General features: G+C 69.2%; 14 protein-coding genes. 10 read left to right on the top strand and 4 right to left on the bottom strand.

The window, feature by feature from the left end; all coding sequences use genetic code 11:
• Positions 1–13 precede the first annotated feature (13 nt).
• Positions 14–907, bottom strand: a complete 894-nt coding sequence (locus ACFRFC_RS32445; RefSeq protein WP_382691661.1) for a serine/threonine-protein kinase — start codon at positions 905–907, stop codon at positions 14–16.
• Between the two features lie 265 nt (positions 908–1,172).
• Between ACFRFC_RS32445 and ACFRFC_RS32440 the strand changes: the two genes are divergently transcribed.
• The 4 genes from ACFRFC_RS32440 to ACFRFC_RS32425 are packed head-to-tail and all read left to right on the top strand — an operon-like array spanning position 1,173 to position 9,960.
• A complete protein-coding gene (locus tag ACFRFC_RS32440; RefSeq protein WP_382691663.1) occupies positions 1,173–2,546 on the top strand; it encodes a PD-(D/E)XK nuclease family protein in 1,374 nt (457 codons plus the stop codon).
• Positions 2,543–3,616: a hypothetical protein gene (locus ACFRFC_RS32435; protein ID WP_382691665.1), complete on the top strand. Its 1,074-nt coding sequence runs from the start codon at positions 2,543–2,545 to the stop codon at positions 3,614–3,616. The genes ACFRFC_RS32440 and ACFRFC_RS32435 overlap by 4 nt, the downstream gene beginning before the upstream one ends.
• Positions 3,609–7,214, top strand: a complete 3,606-nt coding sequence (locus tag ACFRFC_RS32430; protein WP_382691667.1) for a hypothetical protein — start codon at positions 3,609–3,611, stop codon at positions 7,212–7,214. The genes ACFRFC_RS32435 and ACFRFC_RS32430 overlap by 8 nt, the downstream gene beginning before the upstream one ends.
• A 16-nt stretch (positions 7,215–7,230) precedes the next feature.
• Positions 7,231–9,960 (top strand): pPIWI_RE module domain-containing protein, encoded by a 2,730-nt coding sequence (locus ACFRFC_RS32425; protein WP_382691669.1) that lies wholly within the window; start codon positions 7,231–7,233, stop codon positions 9,958–9,960.
• A gap of 75 nt (positions 9,961–10,035) precedes the next feature.
• Here the strand turns inward: ACFRFC_RS32425 and ACFRFC_RS32420 are convergent, their stop codons facing one another.
• Genes ACFRFC_RS32420 through ACFRFC_RS32410 form a run of 3 tightly spaced genes read right to left on the bottom strand, consistent with a single transcriptional unit; the run spans position 10,036 to position 13,469 of the window.
• Entirely contained in the window at positions 10,036–10,917 is an 882-nt protein-coding gene (locus ACFRFC_RS32420) for a geranyl diphosphate 2-C-methyltransferase (protein WP_382691671.1), read from the bottom strand.
• 54 nt (positions 10,918–10,971) lie between these two features.
• Positions 10,972–12,018: a family 2 encapsulin nanocompartment cargo protein terpene cyclase gene (locus ACFRFC_RS32415; protein ID WP_382691673.1), complete on the bottom strand. Its 1,047-nt coding sequence runs from the start codon at positions 12,016–12,018 to the stop codon at positions 10,972–10,974.
• Between the two features lie 14 nt (positions 12,019–12,032).
• Positions 12,033–13,469 (bottom strand): family 2B encapsulin nanocompartment shell protein, encoded by a 1,437-nt coding sequence (locus ACFRFC_RS32410; protein ID WP_382691675.1) that lies wholly within the window; start codon positions 13,467–13,469, stop codon positions 12,033–12,035.
• 826 nt (positions 13,470–14,295) lie between these two features.
• On the opposite strand from ACFRFC_RS32410, the gene ACFRFC_RS32405 reads away from it, so the two are divergent.
• The 6 genes from ACFRFC_RS32405 to ACFRFC_RS32380 all read left to right on the top strand — a co-directional run.
• On the top strand, positions 14,296–15,477 hold the full coding sequence (locus tag ACFRFC_RS32405; protein WP_382691730.1) for an ATP-binding protein: 1,182 nt from the start codon (positions 14,296–14,298) through the stop codon (positions 15,475–15,477).
• Positions 15,474–16,316, top strand: coding sequence for a roadblock/LC7 domain-containing protein (locus ACFRFC_RS32400; RefSeq protein WP_382691677.1), 843 nt, complete (start codon positions 15,474–15,476; stop codon positions 16,314–16,316). Before ACFRFC_RS32405 ends, ACFRFC_RS32400 begins: the two co-directional genes overlap by 4 nt.
• Entirely contained in the window at positions 16,309–16,692 is a 384-nt protein-coding gene (locus ACFRFC_RS32395) for a DUF742 domain-containing protein (protein WP_382691679.1), read from the top strand. The genes ACFRFC_RS32400 and ACFRFC_RS32395 overlap by 8 nt, the downstream gene beginning before the upstream one ends.
• A gap of 9 nt (positions 16,693–16,701) precedes the next feature.
• Positions 16,702–17,262 (top strand): ATP/GTP-binding protein, encoded by a 561-nt coding sequence (locus ACFRFC_RS32390; RefSeq protein WP_382691731.1) that lies wholly within the window; start codon positions 16,702–16,704, stop codon positions 17,260–17,262.
• Positions 17,263–17,271: 9 nt separating this feature from the next.
• A complete protein-coding gene (locus tag ACFRFC_RS32385) occupies positions 17,272–18,624 on the top strand; it encodes a cytochrome P450 (protein WP_382691681.1) in 1,353 nt (450 codons plus the stop codon).
• A 56-nt stretch (positions 18,625–18,680) separates the two neighbouring features.
• Positions 18,681–19,765, top strand: a 1,085-nt coding sequence (locus ACFRFC_RS32380) for a cytochrome P450 (RefSeq protein WP_383112673.1), incomplete at its 3' end; no start/stop codon positions are given.

Genomic DNA, 19,765 nt, shown 5'->3' with positions numbered 1-19,765 from the left:
TTCGTCCCTGGAGTCACCACATCAGCGATCCGCAACGCCATGGAAGTGTCGGATCGGGGCGCGTAGCTTTCGGAGAGGCCGGGGTGCCGGGCTCGGGCAGCATGGGCCCCAGTGCGCGCAGTACTTCGGCGACACCGTTCGGTCGTTGATCCGGGTTCATGGCGACCATGGCGAGTCCGAGGGCGCGCAGCGGCTCGGGCATATTCTCCGGAGCACCTTCTACGAAGGGTTGGGCCGTGGCTTCGAAGGGGTACTCCAGATCGCTGTACGGCAACTCAGGGCCAACCATCTTGAAGAGCAAAGCGCCTAGGGCGAAGACATCAGCCTGCGCAGTGACCCATGAATTTTCGATCATCTGTTCAGGGGCGGCGAATCTCGGAGTACCGCGTGGGTCGTCCTCAACGTATCCGGGTGCGATCGCGATACCGACATCCAACAGCCGCACATAGCCATCGGGTTGCAGCATTGCGTTCTTCGGAGTGACGTCTCGGTGCACGTATCCCCTGCTATGCACGGCACCGAGAATCGCGCACAGTTGCGCCACGACTGCAATGGCCGCGTCTTTCGGAACCGGATGGTGATCGCCGATCCAGCTGTCGAGGTTTACCCCATCGATCAGCTCCATGACGAGGAATTTGCGGCCATTTTTCCCGTAGGAGCCGCTGTCATACACCGCAGGAATCCCTGGAATATCCAGCAAGCTCACAAGCCGGTCGTGCTCGTCTGTGATGAAACGGCCAAAGAAGGTGTAGTCGGCCTTCGACTCGACAACACGAGGGAATTGAAGTTTGACCGCAACCTTCCGCTGGTCCACCTGGTCCCAGGCAACGAAAGTCTCCCCCTCCGAGCCGTTGCCCAGCCTTCGCACCAGCCGGTAACGGTCGTTGAGGATAGGGCCAGGAAGCATCCGATTGCTCCACACGCACAGAGGAATTCCCGATCGGTTCGACAAAGAACCCCGGCAACAGACAAGCGAGAACATTATGACAGGAAGTTGGCCGCCCGACGGACTGGTCGGGGAATCGGGCGCCGTCCATATCCGTCTGGGCATGTTCGGCCCCGAGCGGTATCGGTGCCCCGCGTCCGACGTATTCAAGGCCCGGGGCCTGCGACTACGAGATCGGGTCGCGTCGAAGCCAGAGGCACTGGAATCGTTCACCAACATGCCCTTCATGGCCGCGGCCGACCGGCTTGAGCGGCCTGAAGACGCCCCGTACGGATATCGAAAACGTCCTCTGCACGACGGGCTGCGGCAGTGGACCGAGCACGCACTGCGGATGTATCGCGAAGCGTGCCCGCCGGATCCGGACCTTCGCCCCGCGCAGAGCCCATGGGTCTACCGCTACTCCCCGCCGGTCACGGATGACCGGGGCACCGCCTCGCGCTACCGCATATCTGCCTGGGGCCGTTGCTTCGAGTCGGCCGACGGCCGCCGCCGTGAACTGCGCCTGCCGACCACCCGCCTGCGCGAACGCGGCGAAGCCGAGCGCGCGGTGGCCGCCCTGGTCGCGGCGGAGGGGGACAGCGACCCCCGGGTCGAGGAGGTGAGGGTCCTCCAGTTCGCTCTGTCCGACGGTCGGGCGGCCACGGTTTTCGAGGGAACCCGGGCACAGGCGGTGGAGTTGTACCGGGCTCATGGGGCACCCGCCGTCCGCGCGCTGCTCGACAGCCAGGAGTATCGGCCCGGCAGCGCCTGCGTGTCCTGCGTCGCGGCGCCGGTGTGCCCGGCGCTGCCGAGGGCTGAGGGGCTGCTGGGAATCGCCGATCGCACCCGCCCGCGCCGGAGCTGGTCCTCCACGACCGGACGGGGGCACCGAAGCTGCCCGGCGCGTGGCTACCTGCGCGGGCTGCGGCTCCCGGTCGAGGACACGCTGGAGCGGAACGCCGCGGCGGAGCGGGGGAGGGCCGTCCATCAGTTCCTGGCGGAGCGTCACGGTCGCCAGGATGCTGTGCCGTGCACTGCCGAGATTCCCGAGGAGTGGGTGCCTGAGCGGTATCGGCTCCCCGACGCGGAGCGACTGCTGGGCGCGGAGCTGCTACGCCATCACGCCGAGGTGTGCCCGTTACGCAGGGCCGAACCGCGCTCCGAGATCCGGATCGAACCCCGGCTCGTGTTCGATGACACCCCGTCCGACCTGGTCGTCGTGGCGGATCCCGACCTGCTGTACCGGGACGCCGGGGGCTGGGTCTGGCGGGAGACGAAGACGTCCGGCAGCGTTCGCGGACGCCGTGATGTGCTGGCCGCGTATCCCCAGCTGGCCCTGGCGGTCAAGATCATCGGCTCGGGGCTGCTGCCCGGACCCCGGGCGGGAGGGCGGGTCGAGCTGGAGCTGCTGCGCCCTGGCGGGGTGGACCTGCGCACGCTCGATCCCTTCGCGCCGCACACCCGGACGGCCGCCGAGAAGGTGCTGAAGGAGCAGGTGTCCGGCTGGCATTCGGAGTTGTCGTTCGAGGCGGTGCCAGGTCCGGAGTGCACCAGTTGCGAGGTGGCCAAGTGGTGCACGGCCAGGCCCACGCAGGGCGACGCGGCAGAGGTGGGCCTGTGATCGGGAACGAGCGGCCGGGAGTGGAACTGCTCGCGGCCCTGTCCCGTGGCTTGATCGGCCTGGCCCAGGTGACGCAGGCGGCGACGTTTCGGCTGCCCTACCCTCCGGGACTCCAGTTGGCCTTGGACCGGCTCGTGCTGGCGGGGCTCACCCGGAACCGGCCAGTGCCCGGCGGTATTTCCGAGCTGCTGTCATGGTGTCGGGAGAGGAGCCCGGCTGCCTGGTGGCCCCTGAAGCTGCCGAACGGCTTCCCATCCGGCGAAGCCCGGCTCGTCCACGGTGACGCGAAGGAGGTCACCCGGACCTGTGCCGAACTGGCCTCCTGGGGACCGGACGGCGTAGTTGAGCAGGAGGCCGTTGCTCTGCTGGCGGAACTCGCCGAGAACTGCGGCACCGTGGAACGGTTCGCGGCCTGCCGCGACTTCCTGATCAGCAGGCCGGTCATTCTCCAGTACAACCCGATCGACTTCCTCAGCCCGGCCGTGGCCCATACCTGGAAGTTGGTCCAGGGACTCTACGGCCCTGTCCCCGATCGCTTCCAGATCGACCGGACGGTGTATCGCTGCTCCGGATGCTCTCTTCTCGCCAAACCCGTTGCCGCGGAGACGTCTTGGTGCGAAGGCGGCTGCCCACCGGGCGAACACGTACTCGAATCCACACCGCGACCGGAACAGTCCCGTCTCCTGCCGCTGGCGCTCCGCCTCTTCCTGGCCCTGCCAGGCCGTACCGAACGCGCCGTCCGCTCCGCGTTACCCCAGCGGGCTCGCCTGCTACCGCAAGGGCTGGGCCTGCACGAATGTGCCGGTCCCGGCGGAGAGACGCGCATCTTTCAGGTTCAGGCCCGGGAACAGCCCGTACCAGCCGCCCTGCGCGCTGCCGAGACCGCGGCCGGACTGCCCGGTCCTCTGTACGTCGTCGCGCCACAAGCTCTGGTGGCCGGCCCGGGGTACCGCGAGGAGTTCGAAGGCGCGGTGCCGGACGGGTCCCGGGTGCGGCTGCTGTCCGCCGACGAGTTCACGGCGCCACGGCAGGCCGCCGGAACCGCGTACGAGAGGAACGACGATGCGTAGTACCGATCTTTCGCTGGCAGAGGTCACCTGTGAGCTGTCGCGCAGCGCCCCGGACCTGAAGAATCCCAGACTCGTCTCCCTGTGCGAGATCGAGATCGGGCTGCTGCTCCAGGAGAGGTTCGCCGCCGACGCACCGGCCGAGGACGCCTGGGTGCTGTTCAGCGGATACTCCTTCGCACGCGCCTGGGGCGCGGTGGACGAGGCCGGGGAGCAGATCCTGCGCACGGCGCGGTACACGCTGTGGACATGGGGCCGCCGCCGTGCGTGGGCCGATGCCCTCAAGGAGTACCAGCGGCTCGACCGCCAGCTCCGTGCCTATGACGTCGCCGATGTGGAACGCCCTGCCATCCGGCGTCCCGCGCTGTCGGTGGCGCCGGACCGCTGGCGGACGTACGAACAGTTGCTGCGAGAGGCTCCGGCGTTCGCGGGGGGATCGCCGGTCTTCGCAAAGGCGGGCCGGCACGCCTTTCCGATCGGAAGGTACCTGGCCACAGTCCAACTGCCCGAACACACTGCCCAACCACCGGCGGGTCACGACCTCGCGGCGCTGCCGGAGAACAAGGGGCGGCCACTGTGCTTCGAGTGGAAGGACCTGAAGGCTACGGCCGCCTTCATGGACTCGGTGAAATCACAGGACTGGGCCGGACGTCTGGAGAGGATCCGGGTATTCGTCCGCGGGACCGACGGGTTCGAGCGCGCGGACGCCTTCGAGGTGGCCCGCATTCAGCATCTTCTCGGCATCGTCGGTGCCGGCAAGAGCACGCTGCGCGATGTGCTGGCGGTGTACCTGGCAAGGCGGGGCCGGCGGGTGACCGTTGTCGTCGGTGATGTTGCCGAGCAGCTCAAACTGGTCGAGCTGTACAACACGTATGTGCCAGGCAGCGCCGCGCCCGTGCTGGGGGCGGCCGGGCGTGAGCAGCACGCCGAACGGCTGCACCGACGGTTGGCGGGCCGCGGCGAGCGCAATCTCCTGGCCCATACCGACGCCGGGTTCGCCTATCTGAGTACGTCCTGTGCCCTGAACGCCCTGCGAGGTACGGATACCCAGTCCGCCGACTCCCTGCTGCGCTACGGCGAGGCACCGTGCACCCGGCTGCAACCCCCGCGGCAGCGCGGCGACTACCCGGACGACCCGTGGGCGCGATGGCGCAGGCTGGTCTGTCCGTTCTGGACTGATTGCCCGCGCCATCACAGCGCCCGTGAACTGGTCGACGCGGCCGTCTGGGTCGCCACGCCACCGAGCCTGGTCGACTCCAAGGTGCCCCATCCGCAGAACCGCGAGAGCATCCGCTATCTCGAACTCGCCTGCCGACGCAGCGACCTCGTGATCGTCGACGAGGCGGACCGGGTCCAGATGCAGCTCGACCGGATGTTCGCCCCCGGCATTCCACTCCTCGGCGGTGGCCCGGACACCCGGTCGTTCCTCGACGATGTCAACCAGCACCGCATCCGGGAACTGGCGGGCGCCGGCCGGATCCAGCTGTCCGACCGGGACGTGGAGAACTGGTCGGCCGCCGTCAACACCACGCAGGCCGCGGCCGACCGGCTGGTCGGCATGCTGGTGAGCGAATTCGATCTGCGGAACTGGGTCAAGACCGGCTACTTCAGCGCCGGGCGGCTTCAGCAACGGCTGCTGGAGGAGCGGTACCCGCTGCCCGGGGACCGGGAGGGCACGCAGCCCGAGACCCTGGCACATCCCGTCGGGCATCTTCACCAGGACCGACGGCGACACCTTGACGAGGTTCTGGACGCCTTCCGGGACAACCCGTTCGGTGACCGCCATCCGGCCACCGAGATCGGTGGTGAACTCACGGGCCTGATGGGTGAACTGCTCCACACCACCTACCGCGAACGCACTCGTGAGCGCCTCCGGAAGGTGCTCTGCGAACTGTTCGACCTGAACAAGTTCCTGGCACCTGGCGACAAGGGCCGCGAGTGCTACGCGGCATTCCGCGCCTATGCGGAGACGTGCGCGGAGCCGAATCCGGAAGACTTGGCCAAACGCCCCACATCGGCCAAGGCCCGGACGTCGGCGAAGAAGGGCGCCTCGGCAAAGAACCGATTGCCAAGTCCCTGGCCGGAAGATCCGGAGAAATGGGTCGAGCTGCTGATGACCCGCTTCGAGTTCGCCTTGCTGCTCAGCGCCCTGGAACCCAAGCTCGCCCTCACCAACGCCATGTGGCCACGGGTCGCGTCCGCGCTCAACCTGGGGTTCAACGAGATGTACCGCAGGCCGCCGGACTACGGTCCCATGGTGCCCGAGGCGCCCATGGGCAATGTGATCGGTTTCCAGTTCCTGCTGGAGGGCGGTCCGGACCGTGGCGGAGCCCGTACCGGGGAACTGCGGTTCTTCCGATGCAGCGGAATCGGCCGCGAACTGCTCCGGGCCATGCCCGACCTGCCCACGGTCGACGGACGTCCGGGTACGAACGTCCTGCTGATGTCCGGCAGCAGCTGGGCCGGCTCGTCCAGCCGCTACCACATTCCCGTGGGCATCGGCGTGATCATCGAGCCCGACCCGAAGGAACTAGAGAAGATCGCCGAACAGAGCGACTTCCGCTTCGAGTTCATCCGGTACGACTGTGACTGCCGGGCGGCATGCGAATGCCATGAGCACGCCGAGGCCCAACGGCTCTCCGGGGAACCGCTCGACCAGCGGGCGGACATCCTGCGCAGGATGGTCACCGCTCTCGGCGACAACGAATCGGGGAAGAGCCGCCTGGGTGAGGAACTCACGGAGCTTCCCGAGAACCGCCGGCACATCCTGCTGCTCGTCGGCAGCTACGAAGAGGCCAAGATCGTGGCCGACACCCTCCACACCCTCAACACACGCTGGCGGGGCAGGGTGTCCCGACTGGTGCCCGACGACGATCCCGACGCCGGCGGCGGGGCGGACGAGGACGAGTACCACGCGCCCGTGCTGCGGCGCGGGGATGTGGAGACCCTGGCCGGCACCAGGGCCGAGATCCTGGTGGCTCCTCTGCTTGCGGTGGAGCGCGGACACAACATCCTCGACCTCGACCGCCGGCACGCGGCGATCGGTTCGATCTACTTCCTGACCCGGCCCAATCCCCGTCCCGACGACCTCGGGCTCGCCGTCCACGCGATCAACGACTGGATCGTACGCAAACGCGACAGCGGTGAGTTCGCCACGTGGGTGCGGGGGGAGGCCACCTTGGGTCTCGGCGCCCGCAAGGTCAGGGACCTCGCCCGGTCCGAATGGACCCGGGTTCTCGCCCGGAGCATGGCATGGAGATCGCTGGGCACCGACCGGGAGCGGGTGACCTGGGATCTCCTGGTCCTGATCTGGCAGGTGATCGGCCGCTCCGTGCGGGGTGCCGTACCCACCCGGGTCGCCTTCGTGGACGCCGCGTTCGCGCCCCGCCTCGCCACCGGCCACCCCTCAGACGAAGCGGACGACCCGAAGACCAGTCTCCTGCACAGCATCCACGCGGTACTCGGGCCCTACTTCACCCCCGGCACCGATGTGTCCGCTGACGACCGGCACATCGTCACCGCGCTCTACCGCCCCCTGTGGACCGCCCTCGACCGTTGCCTCGCCCCGTACCTCCCACCGGCCGCGTCGAAGGCCGGCTGACCGAAGGAGATCCACCATGTACGAACTGATCAGGACCTGCGCATACGAGCCCGATCCGACCTCGGGCCCGTGGACCGAGCAGTACCGGGTCATCGACTTCCCGTCGGAGTGGCGCACCGCTTTCATGGACCTCTACCGGCGCCGGTGGCCGCGCAGGGATCAACAACCGCTCGGCCTGCCGGTCAAACGCCTCAACGCCCTGCTGCGCTCCACCGCACCGGGGCTGGTGGCCACCGGCCGGGGAGCGGGAAGCAGCTCGGAGGTCCCCTGGTTCTATGCCACGGAGGAGATGCCCGCGGAGCTGGTCGCCCCGCTGCTGGCGTCCTGGGTGATGACCCTGCCACCTGATACCGACCCCGATCCGGGGCGGGCGGCCGAGCACCACGCGGCTCTGGACGGTGCCCTGGCGCTGATCGACCAGCACAGCCCGCAGTGGCGCCATGAGTCCGTGGACCTGGCCGCCGCCGAGCTCTCCGCTGGGGGCACCGCGCGGCCCGACCGGCGCCTCTACCACCTCCTCCCGGAGTGGGTGGGCGCCAGGCTGGCGGCCCGCCCACTCCGCCTCGACGGCATCGACCTCTCCTTCCGCCAGGTCACCCGGGACCAAGGAGTGGAGCTGGTGAGCTGGCCGCCACGGCAGTACGTCCGTGGCAAGCGCACTTGGTACTACTCGGCGCTGGTGACCGTCACCGTGCAGACGGTTCCGTTCGCGGAGCGCTTCCGGGTGCATGTGTCGTACGGGATTCGGCGGTGGGAGACCGGGGCTCCGGTGCGACTGCCGGAGGGGCAGGGTGCGACCGTCCTGCTCGATGCGCCGCTGCCCTGGCCCGGTGCCCAGGCGCCGCGTTCTCGTCTGGCCGTCAACTCGCTCGCCGTCGACCGTGGTCTGGGCACCCTGTCCTGGACCCGGCAGAGTCTGGTCGAGGTGCTTCCGCAGCTGGACATTCTGCGTGCCTACCCCAAGCCGAGCGAGCTGGTCGCAGAAGCGGCCACATGGCTGGGCGGCCGTGACGGTGTGGCCGCCGGCATCATGCACAGCACGGCGATGGACGACCATCGCGTCGGCGCCGGGCTCATGCCGCTCGAACGCTCATTGCTCGACCGCTGGGTCGAGGACGCGCTCCGCCCCTTCCTGCGCAGAGTGCCTGATTACGGACGCGCCCATCACAAGCGCCGGCCGGTGCTGCTCCCCACCTCCCCGCCGAAGGACCCTCAGCAGCGCGAGCAGCGCGCACGGGAGCGGGTACTGGCCCGGCGGGCCGCAGTGCAAGCGGCCCTCGACGGGCAGCCCCTACGGGTGGATGTGCTCTGGCAGACGGACGAGACCAGGGACGCGCTGATCGGCGCCCTGTGCGCATGGCTGGGGCTCCCGGCCGACACGGGCACCGCGGACGGAGCGGACGAGGCGGACCGGGCGGCCAAGGAATACGAGTGGCGGTTCGGGGATTTGCGAGTGAATGTACGGGTCCGTTCGCTGGAGAGCCTGGGAGCGCCCCTGGAGATCATCCGCAGGTCAGGGTGGTCACGAGCACAGGTGCTGGCCGACGCCGTGCGTGAGCGGGCCGCGCGGATCGCGGAGGGGCTCGGTCCGGCGGGCGGGACGTTCGGTCTGGCTCTGGTGGAGACGCTGGGTCCCGGACGGTTTCGCCGGCGGCCCGATGCCGATCCGAAGGCGGCGCTTCGGCTCGGGTGTGCGGAGGCCGACCGGGTGAGCCAGTTCATCGTCGTTCCCGAGGACGCCGAGGGGCCGCTGGCCATCCGGGCGGGCTCCGCGGTGGCCGACGGGATGCGCCAGCTCGGTGCCGTGGTCCCGCCGGAACAGCAACTCGACGAGAAGCTCCCCGACGACCTCCAGTATCTGGCTCTCTGGCATATCCGCCGGCAGGTCAGCGGGCCGACCCGGAAGGCGGCCGAGCGCTTGGTCGCCCTGCGGATCCGGCCGGGCGACGCGGTGCACCCCGTACAGGGGTGGGACGATGCCCGTAAGGAATGGGTGCCCTACCCTCGGCTCCTGATCACCCTCGCCGCCGACTCGGCACTGGTCGATCCCCGGCCCGGTCCGGTCGTCCGGGCCGCCGGGGAGCAATCCGGCGAGGTGGAACGGCAGATCCGCTCACTGCTCTTCCAGGTACGCGGTCGACCGACCTTGGTTTTGGCGAACAGTGGCAACCTCCGTGCGGCATGGCCCGGACTGAGCAACGGCGACATGGTCAAGGACATGATCACCTTCCGTGGTGAGGAGCCCGTGCGGCTCGCGCTGCACGGTGCGGACCTGCGGATGGTGCTGGTGCGGGACACCAACAGCCGTGACGAGACGCCTCAGTGGTACGCGCCCGCCGACGGCGACGACGAGCCCCCCGGATTCTCGGCGGGCCTCTGGGCGGCCCACGACGCGGATCCGGACAGCCGTGTCTTCCTGAGCACCGTCGGAAAGCCGGCCAGCGCCGGTGCCGTCCGCCGTGACCTGCGGAAGTTGGTTCCCGACAAGGACTGGCCGCACGCCCCCGCAGCCCGCGCGTGGAATCCGCAGGCCTTGGAACTCACTGTGGTGGGCTGTCTGTCCGAAACCGCGATGGCCGCCGCCGGACGCGCCGGCACCTCTCCCGACCGGCCGTCCGTGGTGGCCGCGGCCACCCACCAGCTGCGCTTCCACGACGAGTACGACCCGCTCTCCCGCCCCCTCCCGCTGCACTTGGGAAAGCGCTCCGAGGAATACGTTCTGCCGCTGGCGTCGCCGCCGGTCTGAACAGGGAGAGCGGGAGCCCGTAACCCCGGCCCCCGCTCTCCCCCGCGCCCCTCCGGGCGCCCCCCTCAGACCCGATCAGACCCGGTCAGCCACAATCAGCAAATACTGAAAGCTGCCGTTCATGTACGCGTCCAAGAACGCGTCCTCGATGCCGGTGACCAGGTGGTCGGCCTCTTTGCGGAGTTGCCAGTACGGGAGGGTCGCCTGGGTGAGGTCCTCCACGTGGACCGGGACCAGGCGGTTGGCGGCCATCGCCCGGAAGTACTCCGACCTGGGGTGGATGTCGCAGATGTAGTGCGCGTTGATCAGGGACACCTCGCGCGAGGCCCGGCCGTAGGTGTCGTTGTAGCAGCCGGTGATGGTGACGTAGCGGCCGCCTCGGCGGAGCAGGCGGGCGTGTTCGGCGAAGAGGAGTTCCAGTTCGACGTACATCGTGGACTCGTTGTTCCACGATGCCGCGTACGCGCCCGACGTGAAGCCGGTGTCCAGCATGTTGCGGTGGTGGTAGCGCACCTTGTCGTCGACGCCCCGTTTACGGGCCATCTCGTTGGCGAAGTCGCACTGCTTGGCGGAGATGGTGACGCCGTCGGCATGACAGCCGTGGCGCAGGTTGGCCACGATGCTGCCGCCGCCCCGGCCGCAGCCGGCGTCGAAGACCCGGTCGGTGGGGTCCAGGGGCCCCAGGTGACCGGCCAGGAGTTCGGCCTGGGCGTGTTCCAGGCGGTGCAGTTCGCCGGTGATCCGCTGCTTGCGCAGGTCCGGGTCGGGCTCGTCCAGGACCGACCGGTCGGCCGCGCCTATGCCGTAGTGGTGGTGGTACAGGTCGTCGATCTTGCCGAGCTCCAGATTGACCGGATTCTTTTCGGTGTTCCAGTAGTCCGCGACTCGCGTCTGGTAGACGGACTGGGTCGGGATCTGGACCTGGACGGAGGTGGTTCCGTCGGGGGCAGTGGTCAAGAATTGCTCCTCTGGACACATGTGACGGACGGTAGTCCCGTTGACTCGTCCGGACTACCAGTAGTCGGGCAGGTGGTAGCGGTTGGTGTTGGTGGCGTGCCACTCGTGATTGCCGGACACCCAGGCCGCCAGGCCCTGGGCGTAGCGTCCGACGACGGGGGACGCGGCGGACAGGGCCGCCGACTCCTCCTCGAACGCGTCCATGATCCGGTTGTGGATCTCGACGGACTTCAGATAGGCCGCCTTCAGGCCATGTCCGTCGTTGGCCGCGACCACCTGCGGCAGGTTGAGATGGTCCGGGTCGCTCGCCAGCTCCTTGGTGAAGGAGTACAGGTCGTTCACGATCGTCGTGGCGTTGCAGGCCAGCGCCGTGATCCGCTGGATCTCGGGGCGGGAGTGGACCGGCTCCGGCAGTTCGTAGCCGTCCACGGCGTCGACCAGCGCCAGACACGGGCGGAAGTTGTTGAACTGCCGCATCACCAGGTACTCCCAGATCCGCGGCATGTACCGGGTCTCCATCCAGGCCGCCTCGCCCAGATAGCCCAGATGCAGACGGGCGATGTCATGGACGAAACGATTTACCTGACTGGGGGTGGCGAAACCCGCGTACTCCGTCAGAGCGTGGTGGTACGAGCGCAGCGGGCCGTCCGCCTGGATGCCCTCGCGCCACTCGGCCTGCACCTCCGGGACGCCGTGGTACGGGTCGATCGCGGACTGGGCGATGATCAGCGGGCCGCCCAGGCCCCGGCGCGATCCGCCCCGGCCCTCGTCCTCCTCGCAGTAGCAGGAGTCGACCAGATTCTCGGCGAGCAGCAACTGGCCCGCCACGGTGAGGCGGTCCAGGTCCAGGGCTCCCGGGTGCTGGAGGACGACCGCCCGGCCGAACTGGAAGCCGGAGAAGTCGCCCGTCCAGTGTTCCGGGAACAGGTCCAGGGCGCGGGCCCAGGTCTCCAGGCGTCGGTCGATCTCGGCGGCCTTCTCCGGGTCGGCGGGGACCGCCGGGCGGTGGCGCAGGCCCGGGACCACGCCGGTACGACGGGTCCCCCGGCGCAGGCTTCGGGCGATGTCCGGCGGTCCGGGCAGCGTGTAAACAGTGTTCATCTCGGGCTCCTGGCTCAGTCCGCGGTCCGGCCGAGCTGGACGTTCTCCAGGATGCCCGCCGCGTCGGGGACGAGGATGGCCAGCGAGTAGTAGGCGGTGACCAGGTAGTTGATGACGGCCTGCTCGTTGATGCCCATGAAGCGGACGTTCAGGCCCGGCTGGAACTCCTCCGGGATGCCCGTCGGGTAGAGGCCCACGACGCCCTGGTCGGCCTCCCCGGTGCGCAGGGCGATGATGCTGGTGGTGTGGTCGTCGCCGATCGGGATCTTGCCGCAGGGCAGGACGGGGACGCCGCGCCAGGCCGGGACCTCGTGGCCGTCGAGCGTCGCCGTGCCGGGGACCAGGCCGCGCCGGTTGCACTGCCGGAAGAAGGCCGCGATGGCCTTCGGGTGGGCGAGGAAGACCTTGGTCTTGCGGCGCATGGCGAGGAGTTCGTCCAGGTCGTCGGGGGTCGGCGGGCCGGTGAAGGTGCTGATGCGCTGGCCGTAGTCGACGTTGTGGAGGAGGCCGAACTCGCGGTTGTTGACCAGTTCCCATTCCTGGCGCTCGCGGATCTCCTCGACCGTCAGGCGCAGCTGTTGCTGGGTCTGGTCCATGGGGTCGTTGTAGAGGTCGGCGACGCGGGAGTGCACGCGCACCACGGTCTGGGTGAGGGACAGTTCGTATTCGCGGGGGTTGAGGTCGTAGTCGACGAAGCCGCCGGGGATCGTCGGCTCGCCAAAGTGGCCCGCCTGTACGGGGACCTCGGCCTCGCCCTTGCGGTTCGTCGGCCTGCGCTGGCGCTCGACGTACGCCTGGAGGTGTGCGGCGAGCGACGGTGAGCGCTCCATGATCTGCTGGATGGCGGTCCAGGGCGCCGCGAGGACCACGCCCGCGGTGTCGGCCCGTACCGAGGTCAGCCACAGCGGGTCGGGCTGGCCCGCCGCCTCGTCGCCCAGCTGGTCGCCGGCGGCGACGACCCCGAGGATCTCCTGCTCGCCGTACTTGCCGCTGGTGTAGCGGGTGAACCGGCCGTGGACGACCAGGTAGGTCTCCGTCACCGGCTGGCCCGCCTCGAACAGCACCTCCCCGGCGCGCACCTCGCGGGGGCGGAAGCGGCCCGCCAGTTCGCGCAGGACGTCGGTGTCGGGGTAGCCGCGCAGCACGGGGAGTTCGGTCAGGGTCTCCGGCACGACCCGGATGTCGTCCGCGCCGTTGTGCTCGAAGTGCACCCGGCCGCGTCCGGTACGCAGTTGCAGTCGGCGGTTGACGCGGTAGGTGCCGCCCTTGACGTCCACCCACGGCAGCGACTTCAGCAGCCATCGTGAGGTGATGGCCTGCATCTGCGGTGCGGACTTGGTGGTGGTGGTGAGCTGGCGGGCCGCCTGGGTGCTCAGGCTGGTCGGCTGCCGGCCGGGGTCGGGGGCGGGTTCTTCGACGACGGAACCGGTGGCGCTGTCCGGTGTGGACAATTTCCCTCCAGCGGGCGGAACAGGGGTGACGGGACGGGCCGGTGGTGAGCCGGCCGGTCGTGAGCCGGCCGGTCCGGTGGTGAGCCGGCCGGTGCGCTGCGGTACGAAGCCAAACAGGCGGAACGATCATCGGGAAAGGCGCGAAGGGGGTCGCTTCGCGCGCGAGTTGCGTAAACACGCTCCCTGAGTCAAACCACCGGCGTGCGGCGCCGCCCGCGCTGCTGGGTCACTCCCCGCTCAGGTTTCACGCCCCCCGCACACCCATGTGGGTGACCTGGCCGCCGGGCGGGCGGGGAAGGGCACGGCGGGGGACAGGGGGCTCCCGTGGACTCGTTGGGGCAGTGTTGGGCCGTTGCCCGCACCCCCTCCCCCAATCTGTGATATGCGTCACCCCCTCCCCTCGGTCGCCCCGCCCCGCTCCCCCACCTGCCCCTCCCCCACCACCCGCCCTGTCCATCCCAGCCCACGACACCCCCAGCAGGTCAGCGCGCCGATGGGGGCGATGTGCGTGTCCGGTGGGATTTATGGGGGGTTCTGAAGAGCCGCCAAGGGTCCGTCAAAAAGGTGGTGAAGAGGCTGTGTTGATATGAGGTTTAGACCTCGAACAGAGACTCTGGGGAGCACTTGTGCGGTGGTAGAGTTCCGGCGTCCGCGACCTTGATCCACTCGGGTCAGGCGCCATTTTGAAGTCGGCCGGCTTGCCGTGCAGAGCGGCCACCTGTGGCCACGCAGTTCCTGGGGGATGGCTGCGGATCATCGCGAGGTGAGTCGGGCCTATGTCTGCTGCCACGCGCCGGGAAAGGTTTCCATGATTCGAGACGTGCTCATATGGTGCCTGGCTGCGGTTGCGGCGATAGCCGTGGCCGCAGTCGTCGTACTGGTGGTACGCAACAGAGCGCTGGGAGTGAAGAGGGGTCAGCTGGAGGGCGCGCTGACCCAGCTTCACGGGGAGTCCGAGGCCGAGGCGCACAAGCTGCGGGCCGAGGTGTACAAGCTCCGGCAGGAGCAGGACGACGTGATCCGCGAGGCGGAGCGGTCCGCCGAGGACCGTACCAAGGCGGTGCTCAAGGGCGCGGCCCGTTTTCTTCAGAGCCTCGCCGCCGAGCAGACGACCGTGCTCGATGACATCCAGCGCAAGTACGGCGGGCACTCGGTGCTGACCGACCTGCTGGATGTGCACCACGCCAATGCGCAGATGGCCCGCAAGGCCCAGGGCATCGCCGTGATGTGCGGGGCGCCCATCGGGCGTCGGCCCCGCCCCGCGAGCGTGTACGACGTGGTGCGCAGCGCGCAGGGGCAGATCCGTAACTTCCAGCGGGTCGAGATCATGCAGCACAGCGGGATCGCGCTGAAGGCCGCTGCGGTCGCGCCGGTCGCGCTCACCGTCGCCGAACTGCTCGACAACGCGGCGAGCTTCTCGCAGCAGGACGCGCCGATCGAGGTGACGTTCCAGCGGGTGCAGAACAGTGTGTGCATCGTGATCGACGACGCCGGTGTCGGTATGAACGACGAGGACCGGCAGCTGGCCTCCGAGCTGCTCGCGGGTGCCGACATGCCCCGGCTCTCGCAGCTCGGCAACCAGCCCAAGTTCGGCTTCCCCGTGATCGGGCTGCTCGCCCGCCAGCACGGATTCAATGTCGATGTCACCGGTGTCTCCCGGTACGGCGGTGTCCGGGCCGTCGTCCGCCTGCCCGAGGAGCTGTGGACCATGGAGGAGACAGTCCCGCCGGCCGGCCACAGCGACAACGGCGGCGAGGCCCCCGTCAGCAGCATCCGGCCGCACACGGACGGTGTGCCGCGGATCGGCGGGCGTACCGCCCACGGGCTGCCGAAGCGAGGGGCGCGCAAGGCTCCGATCGCCGGGTTCGGTGACCTCGACAACCGTGGCGGTGAGGCGCCCGCGCCGCGGCGCGGGCTGTCCGGTCGCGGTCTGGGCGCGCTTCAGCGCGGCACGATGTCCGGCCGCGACCTTTCCGCTCCATCGCCCGAAGGGTCCGAAGACGTATGACCACTGACCTGTCGTGGATGGTCAAGGACATCGTGGACAACGTGCCGCGGGCGCGGCACGCCGTGGTGCTCTCGGCCGACGGTCTTCCGCGGGGAGCCACCGACGGGCTGACCGAGCGCGATGTGCGGGCCGTGTCCGCGGCCATGGCCGGGATGCAGTCGCTCAGCCGGGCGGTGGCCGGCTTCGCCGGTCCCTCGGACCAGGTGCGCTGGAACCAGACCATCGTGGAGTTCGCGCATGGCTGGATCTTTCTGATCGCGGCCGGTGACGGGGCCTATCTGGCCGCCGCCGCCGAGCCCGATGTCGACATCGAGCAGATCTCGTACCGGATGAACCGGCTGGTCGCGCGACTCGGGGACAGTCTCACCTCGGCGCCTCGGGTCAATCTCGGGGAGCTGGGGCAGGGGGACGGCACCGGCGACGCGTTCCGGGAGGGCGCCGGTGGTCCGGCGTTCGTGATTCCGGAGCTGGACAAGGCGATCGCCGAGGTGCGGGGTGCGCGGCACGCCGTACTGCTGGGGATCAACGGGCTGCCCCGGGGCGCGTCCTCGGGGATGGGCAAGGATCTCGCCGACCGGATCGCGGCGGCGATGATGGGCCTGCACGCCTACAGCCGGGCCACCTCGCCGTTCACGGGCGGCCGGGAGGAGCCCGAGTGGCGGCAGACGATCATCGAGTTCCAGCACGGCTGGGTCTTTCTGATCGCGGCGGGAGCCGGGGCCTATCTGGCCGCCGCCGCCGAGCACGACTGCGATATCGAGGAGTTCACCACCCGTCTTCAGGATGTGGTGCCCGCGCTGAGCGGGACGCCGCGGGGAGGGCCGTTCAGCGATGCATGACGATCCGGACCAGGAAATCGAGCTGACGTCCGATTTGGTCCCCCTGTTCGTGATCACCCAGGGGCGGTCCCTGCCTCCGGAGCACGAGTACTCGCACACCACGCTGGTGACCGCGAAGGAAGGGGCACCGGCCGCGGCCCGCACGCTCTCCCCGGAGGCGCGGCTGGTCATGGACCTGGTGGCCAACGGGTTCCTGTCGGTCGCCGAGGTGTCCGGGCACACCCGGCTGCCGCTGGGGATCGTACGGATCCTGCTGGCCCAGATGGACGACAGCGGCCTCATCATCGTCCGGCCGCCCATTCCGCGGGCCGAGCGACCAGACCGCGAACTGCTCAGCGCTGTCATCAGCGGACTCCAGACGAAATTCGGAGCCTGACCCGTGTCCGTGTATCTGGAACCAGATGTCTCCCACGCCGTGAAGATCCTGATCGTGGGTCACTTCGGCGTGGGCAAGACCACCTGCATCGGCAGCATCTCCGAGATCCCGCCGTTGCAGACCGAGGAAGAGATCACCGAGGCCAGTGTCGGCGTCGACGACCTGTCGGGCACGCCGGACAAGAAGACCACCACCGTGGCCATGGACTTCGGCCGGCTGACCCTGAGCGACCAGCTGGTCCTCTATCTCTTCGGCACGCCGGGACAAGAGCGCTTCAAGGAGATGTGGGAGGAGTTGTCGCGGGGGGCCCTCGGCGCCCTGGTGCTGGTCGACCCGGAGCGGCTGCACGAGAGCTTCGCGGTGCTGGACCTGGTCGAGCAGTTCGGGCTGACGTACGCCATCGGCGTCAACCAGTTCGACGGCACCCCCGATTACCCGTACGAGGAAGTGCGCGAGGCACTGAATCTCTCCCGTGAGACCCCCATCGTGCACTGCGACGTGCGTGATGAGCAGTCGTCGGCCCAGGCGCTCATCGCGCTGGTGAAACACCTCATGTCCATCCTCGGCTAGGAGCCAGGCATGCAGCACCACCACGACATACCGCCCGGTTGCCCCGCGCACGCGAACGTCCGGCTGTACGGGCCGGAGTTCGGTGCCGACCCGGAGGGGCACTACGCCCATCTGCGCTCGCTCGGCCCGAGCGCGCCCGTCGACATCGCCCCGGACGTCCAGGTCGAGCTGGTCACCGGTTACGACGACGCCCTGTCCATCCTCCAGCACCCCGAGATGTTCGTCCGGGACTCGCGGCGCTGGACCGCGCTGCGGGAGGGCCGGGTGCCGCAGGACAGCCCGGCGCTGCCGATGATGGGCTACCGGCCCAACGCCCTGTTCGCGGACGGGGCGTCGCACGCCCGGCTGCGGCAGGCGGTGACCGACTCCCTCGCCACCGTCAACGAACTCCAGCTGGCCCGGCAGGTGCAGCAGTCCGCCGACTATCTGATCAGTGTGTTCAGCACCCGTGGTCAGGCCGAGCTGATGGCGGACTACGCGCAGCCGCTGCCGCTGCTGGTGTTCAGCGACCTGTTCGGCTGCACCCGGGAGATCGGTGACCGGGTGATCGTCGGCACCTCCGGGATCTTCGAGGGGACCCCGGGCGCCGATGAGGTGCTGGGCGGCGCGCTCGCCGAGCTGATCGCGCTCAAGCGGCGGCACCCGGGCCCGGACCTGACGACCCGGCTGATGCTGCACCCGGCGGGGCTGTCCGACGAGGAGGTGCTGCACCAGCTGGTGACCCTGCTGTCGGGCGGCACCGCCCCGACGTCGGCGACCATCGGGACCAGCACCGCGCTGTATCTCGGCGAGGACTGGCAGGTCGGGCTGCCGGTGGAGGACGCGGTCGCCAAGACGCTGTGGAACTACGCGCCGATCGCGAACTACGCGGCCCACTATCCGGTCCAGGACGTGGAGCTGGGCGGGCGGATCCTGCGGGAGAGCGACCCGGTGCTGATCTCCTTCGCGGCGGCCAACACCGACCCCAAGCTGAGCGAGCACCGTGAGCAGCTCAGCGGGAAGGCGCATCTGGCGTTCGGCGCCGGGCCGCACGCGTGCCCGGCCAAGGACCCGGCGTTCATGATCGCGGTGAAGGCGGTGGAGACCCTCTCCAACCGGCTGCCCGATGTCGAGATGCGGGTCGCGTTCAAGGAGCTGGCCTGGGTGCCGGCGCCGTGGAGCCGCTCGCTGGTGACGCTTCCGGTGCGGTTCAGCCCGCGCACGCTCCAGTCGGCGGCGCGGTCCGCGGCCCGGCCCGCAACCAGCGGCGCGCCGCAGTCCGGAGAGGTCCGTTCGACGCCGGCGGCGGCCCCGCGTCAGGGTGCTGCGCAGTCCAAGCAGGGGATGTTCAGCCGCTTCCTCGCGTGGACCAGGGGAGAGTGACGCAGGTAACCATATAAACGCACCGTGTTATTGGATGCTTCAAACAGCGCCCGGGTATGGATGACGGCTGTGCTCAGAAAGGGGCCGTCATCGTGAGGACCGTCACGACTCCGTCGTCCGATCGCAGAGCCACCGTCTCCCTCTTCACCCGACTACGTTCGGCACAGGGCCAGGAGGATCCCTTCCCCATATATGCCGAACTGCGTTCGATGGGAGCAGTCGCGCCCGCACCCTGGGGCGGACTACTGGTGACCAGTTTCGATCTGTGCGACCAGATATTGCGCAGCCCCGCCTGGCTGGAGCCCGACAAGCGCTGGCGGGAGAAACAGGGGCCGCGCACCCGTTGGAGCGCGCCTTCGTCGCGTGAGATCAGCAGTACTCTGCCCGCACTCAACCCTCCGGACCACACCCGGGTCCGCCAGGCCGCCGGTACCTTCGACCGGGGCACGATCCAGGGGCTGGGCCCGATGGTCGCCGAGGTGACCGACCGGCTCCTGGATTCACTGGTGGAGCGGCTGCGCGACGGCGGCGAGGCCGACTTCGCCGCCCTCGTGGGGGAGGAACTCCCCGTCGCCACCATCGGGAACTGGCTCGGGCTGCCCGAGGCCGACTGGCCCCGGCTGCGCGAGCTGACCCATGACCAGGTCTACACCCAGGAACTGCTGCCCACGGCGAGCCAGCTGGCCCGGTCGGACGCGGCGATGGCCGAACTCCGGACCTATTTCCTGGACCTGGTGCGCGAGCGCCGCGGACGACTCGGGGACGATCCCGTGTCCCGGTGGATCGCCAAATGGGACGCCATGGAGCCCGACCAGGAGAAGGCCGATGAAGGGGTCTATTTCCTCGCCCTGTTCATGCTGCTGGCCGCTCTGGAGACCACCGCCACCCTCTTGTCGACCATGACCCTGCGGCTCGTCGAGAACCCCGCGCGCTGGCAGCAGCTCGCCGATGATCCCGACCTCGCACCCGCGTTCATCGAGGAGAGCCTTCGCTACGACCCTCCCACCCATGTGATCAGCCGGGTCGCCGCCGATGACCGGGTCCTCGGGGGCCTGGAGGTGCACCGGGACCAGATGGTGCACCTGATGGTGGGCGCCGCCCACCACGACGCCGAACGGCACCCGGACCCCGAGCGGTTCGA

It is taken from the genome of Streptomyces sp. NPDC056734, from assembly GCF_042790455.1.
In the GTDB taxonomy this organism is placed as follows: domain Bacteria; phylum Actinomycetota; class Actinomycetes; order Streptomycetales; family Streptomycetaceae; genus Streptomyces.
This window is presented reverse-complemented; position numbering and strand designations above follow the sequence as displayed.

What these genes read in the sequence shown, in the direction of transcription:
- ACFRFC_RS32425 (WP_382691669.1), top strand. Translation starts at nt 7,231, where the DNA reads ATGTACGAACTGATCAGGACCTGCGCATACGAGCCCGATCCGACCTCG.
- ACFRFC_RS32385 (WP_382691681.1), top strand. Translation starts at nt 17,272, where the DNA reads ATGCAGCACCACCACGACATACCGCCCGGTTGCCCCGCGCACGCGAAC.
- ACFRFC_RS32400 (WP_382691677.1), top strand. Translation starts at nt 15,474, where the DNA reads ATGACCACTGACCTGTCGTGGATGGTCAAGGACATCGTGGACAACGTG.
- ACFRFC_RS32430 (WP_382691667.1), top strand. Translation starts at nt 3,609, where the DNA reads ATGCGTAGTACCGATCTTTCGCTGGCAGAGGTCACCTGTGAGCTGTCG.
- ACFRFC_RS32415 (WP_382691673.1), bottom strand. Translation starts at nt 12,018, where the DNA reads ATGAACACTGTTTACACGCTGCCCGGACCGCCGGACATCGCCCGAAGC.
- ACFRFC_RS32395 (WP_382691679.1), top strand. Translation starts at nt 16,309, where the DNA reads ATGCATGACGATCCGGACCAGGAAATCGAGCTGACGTCCGATTTGGTC.
- ACFRFC_RS32445 (WP_382691661.1), bottom strand. Translation starts at nt 907, where the DNA reads ATGCTTCCTGGCCCTATCCTCAACGACCGTTACCGGCTGGTGCGAAGG.
- ACFRFC_RS32440 (WP_382691663.1), top strand. Translation starts at nt 1,173, where the DNA reads ATGGCCGCGGCCGACCGGCTTGAGCGGCCTGAAGACGCCCCGTACGGA.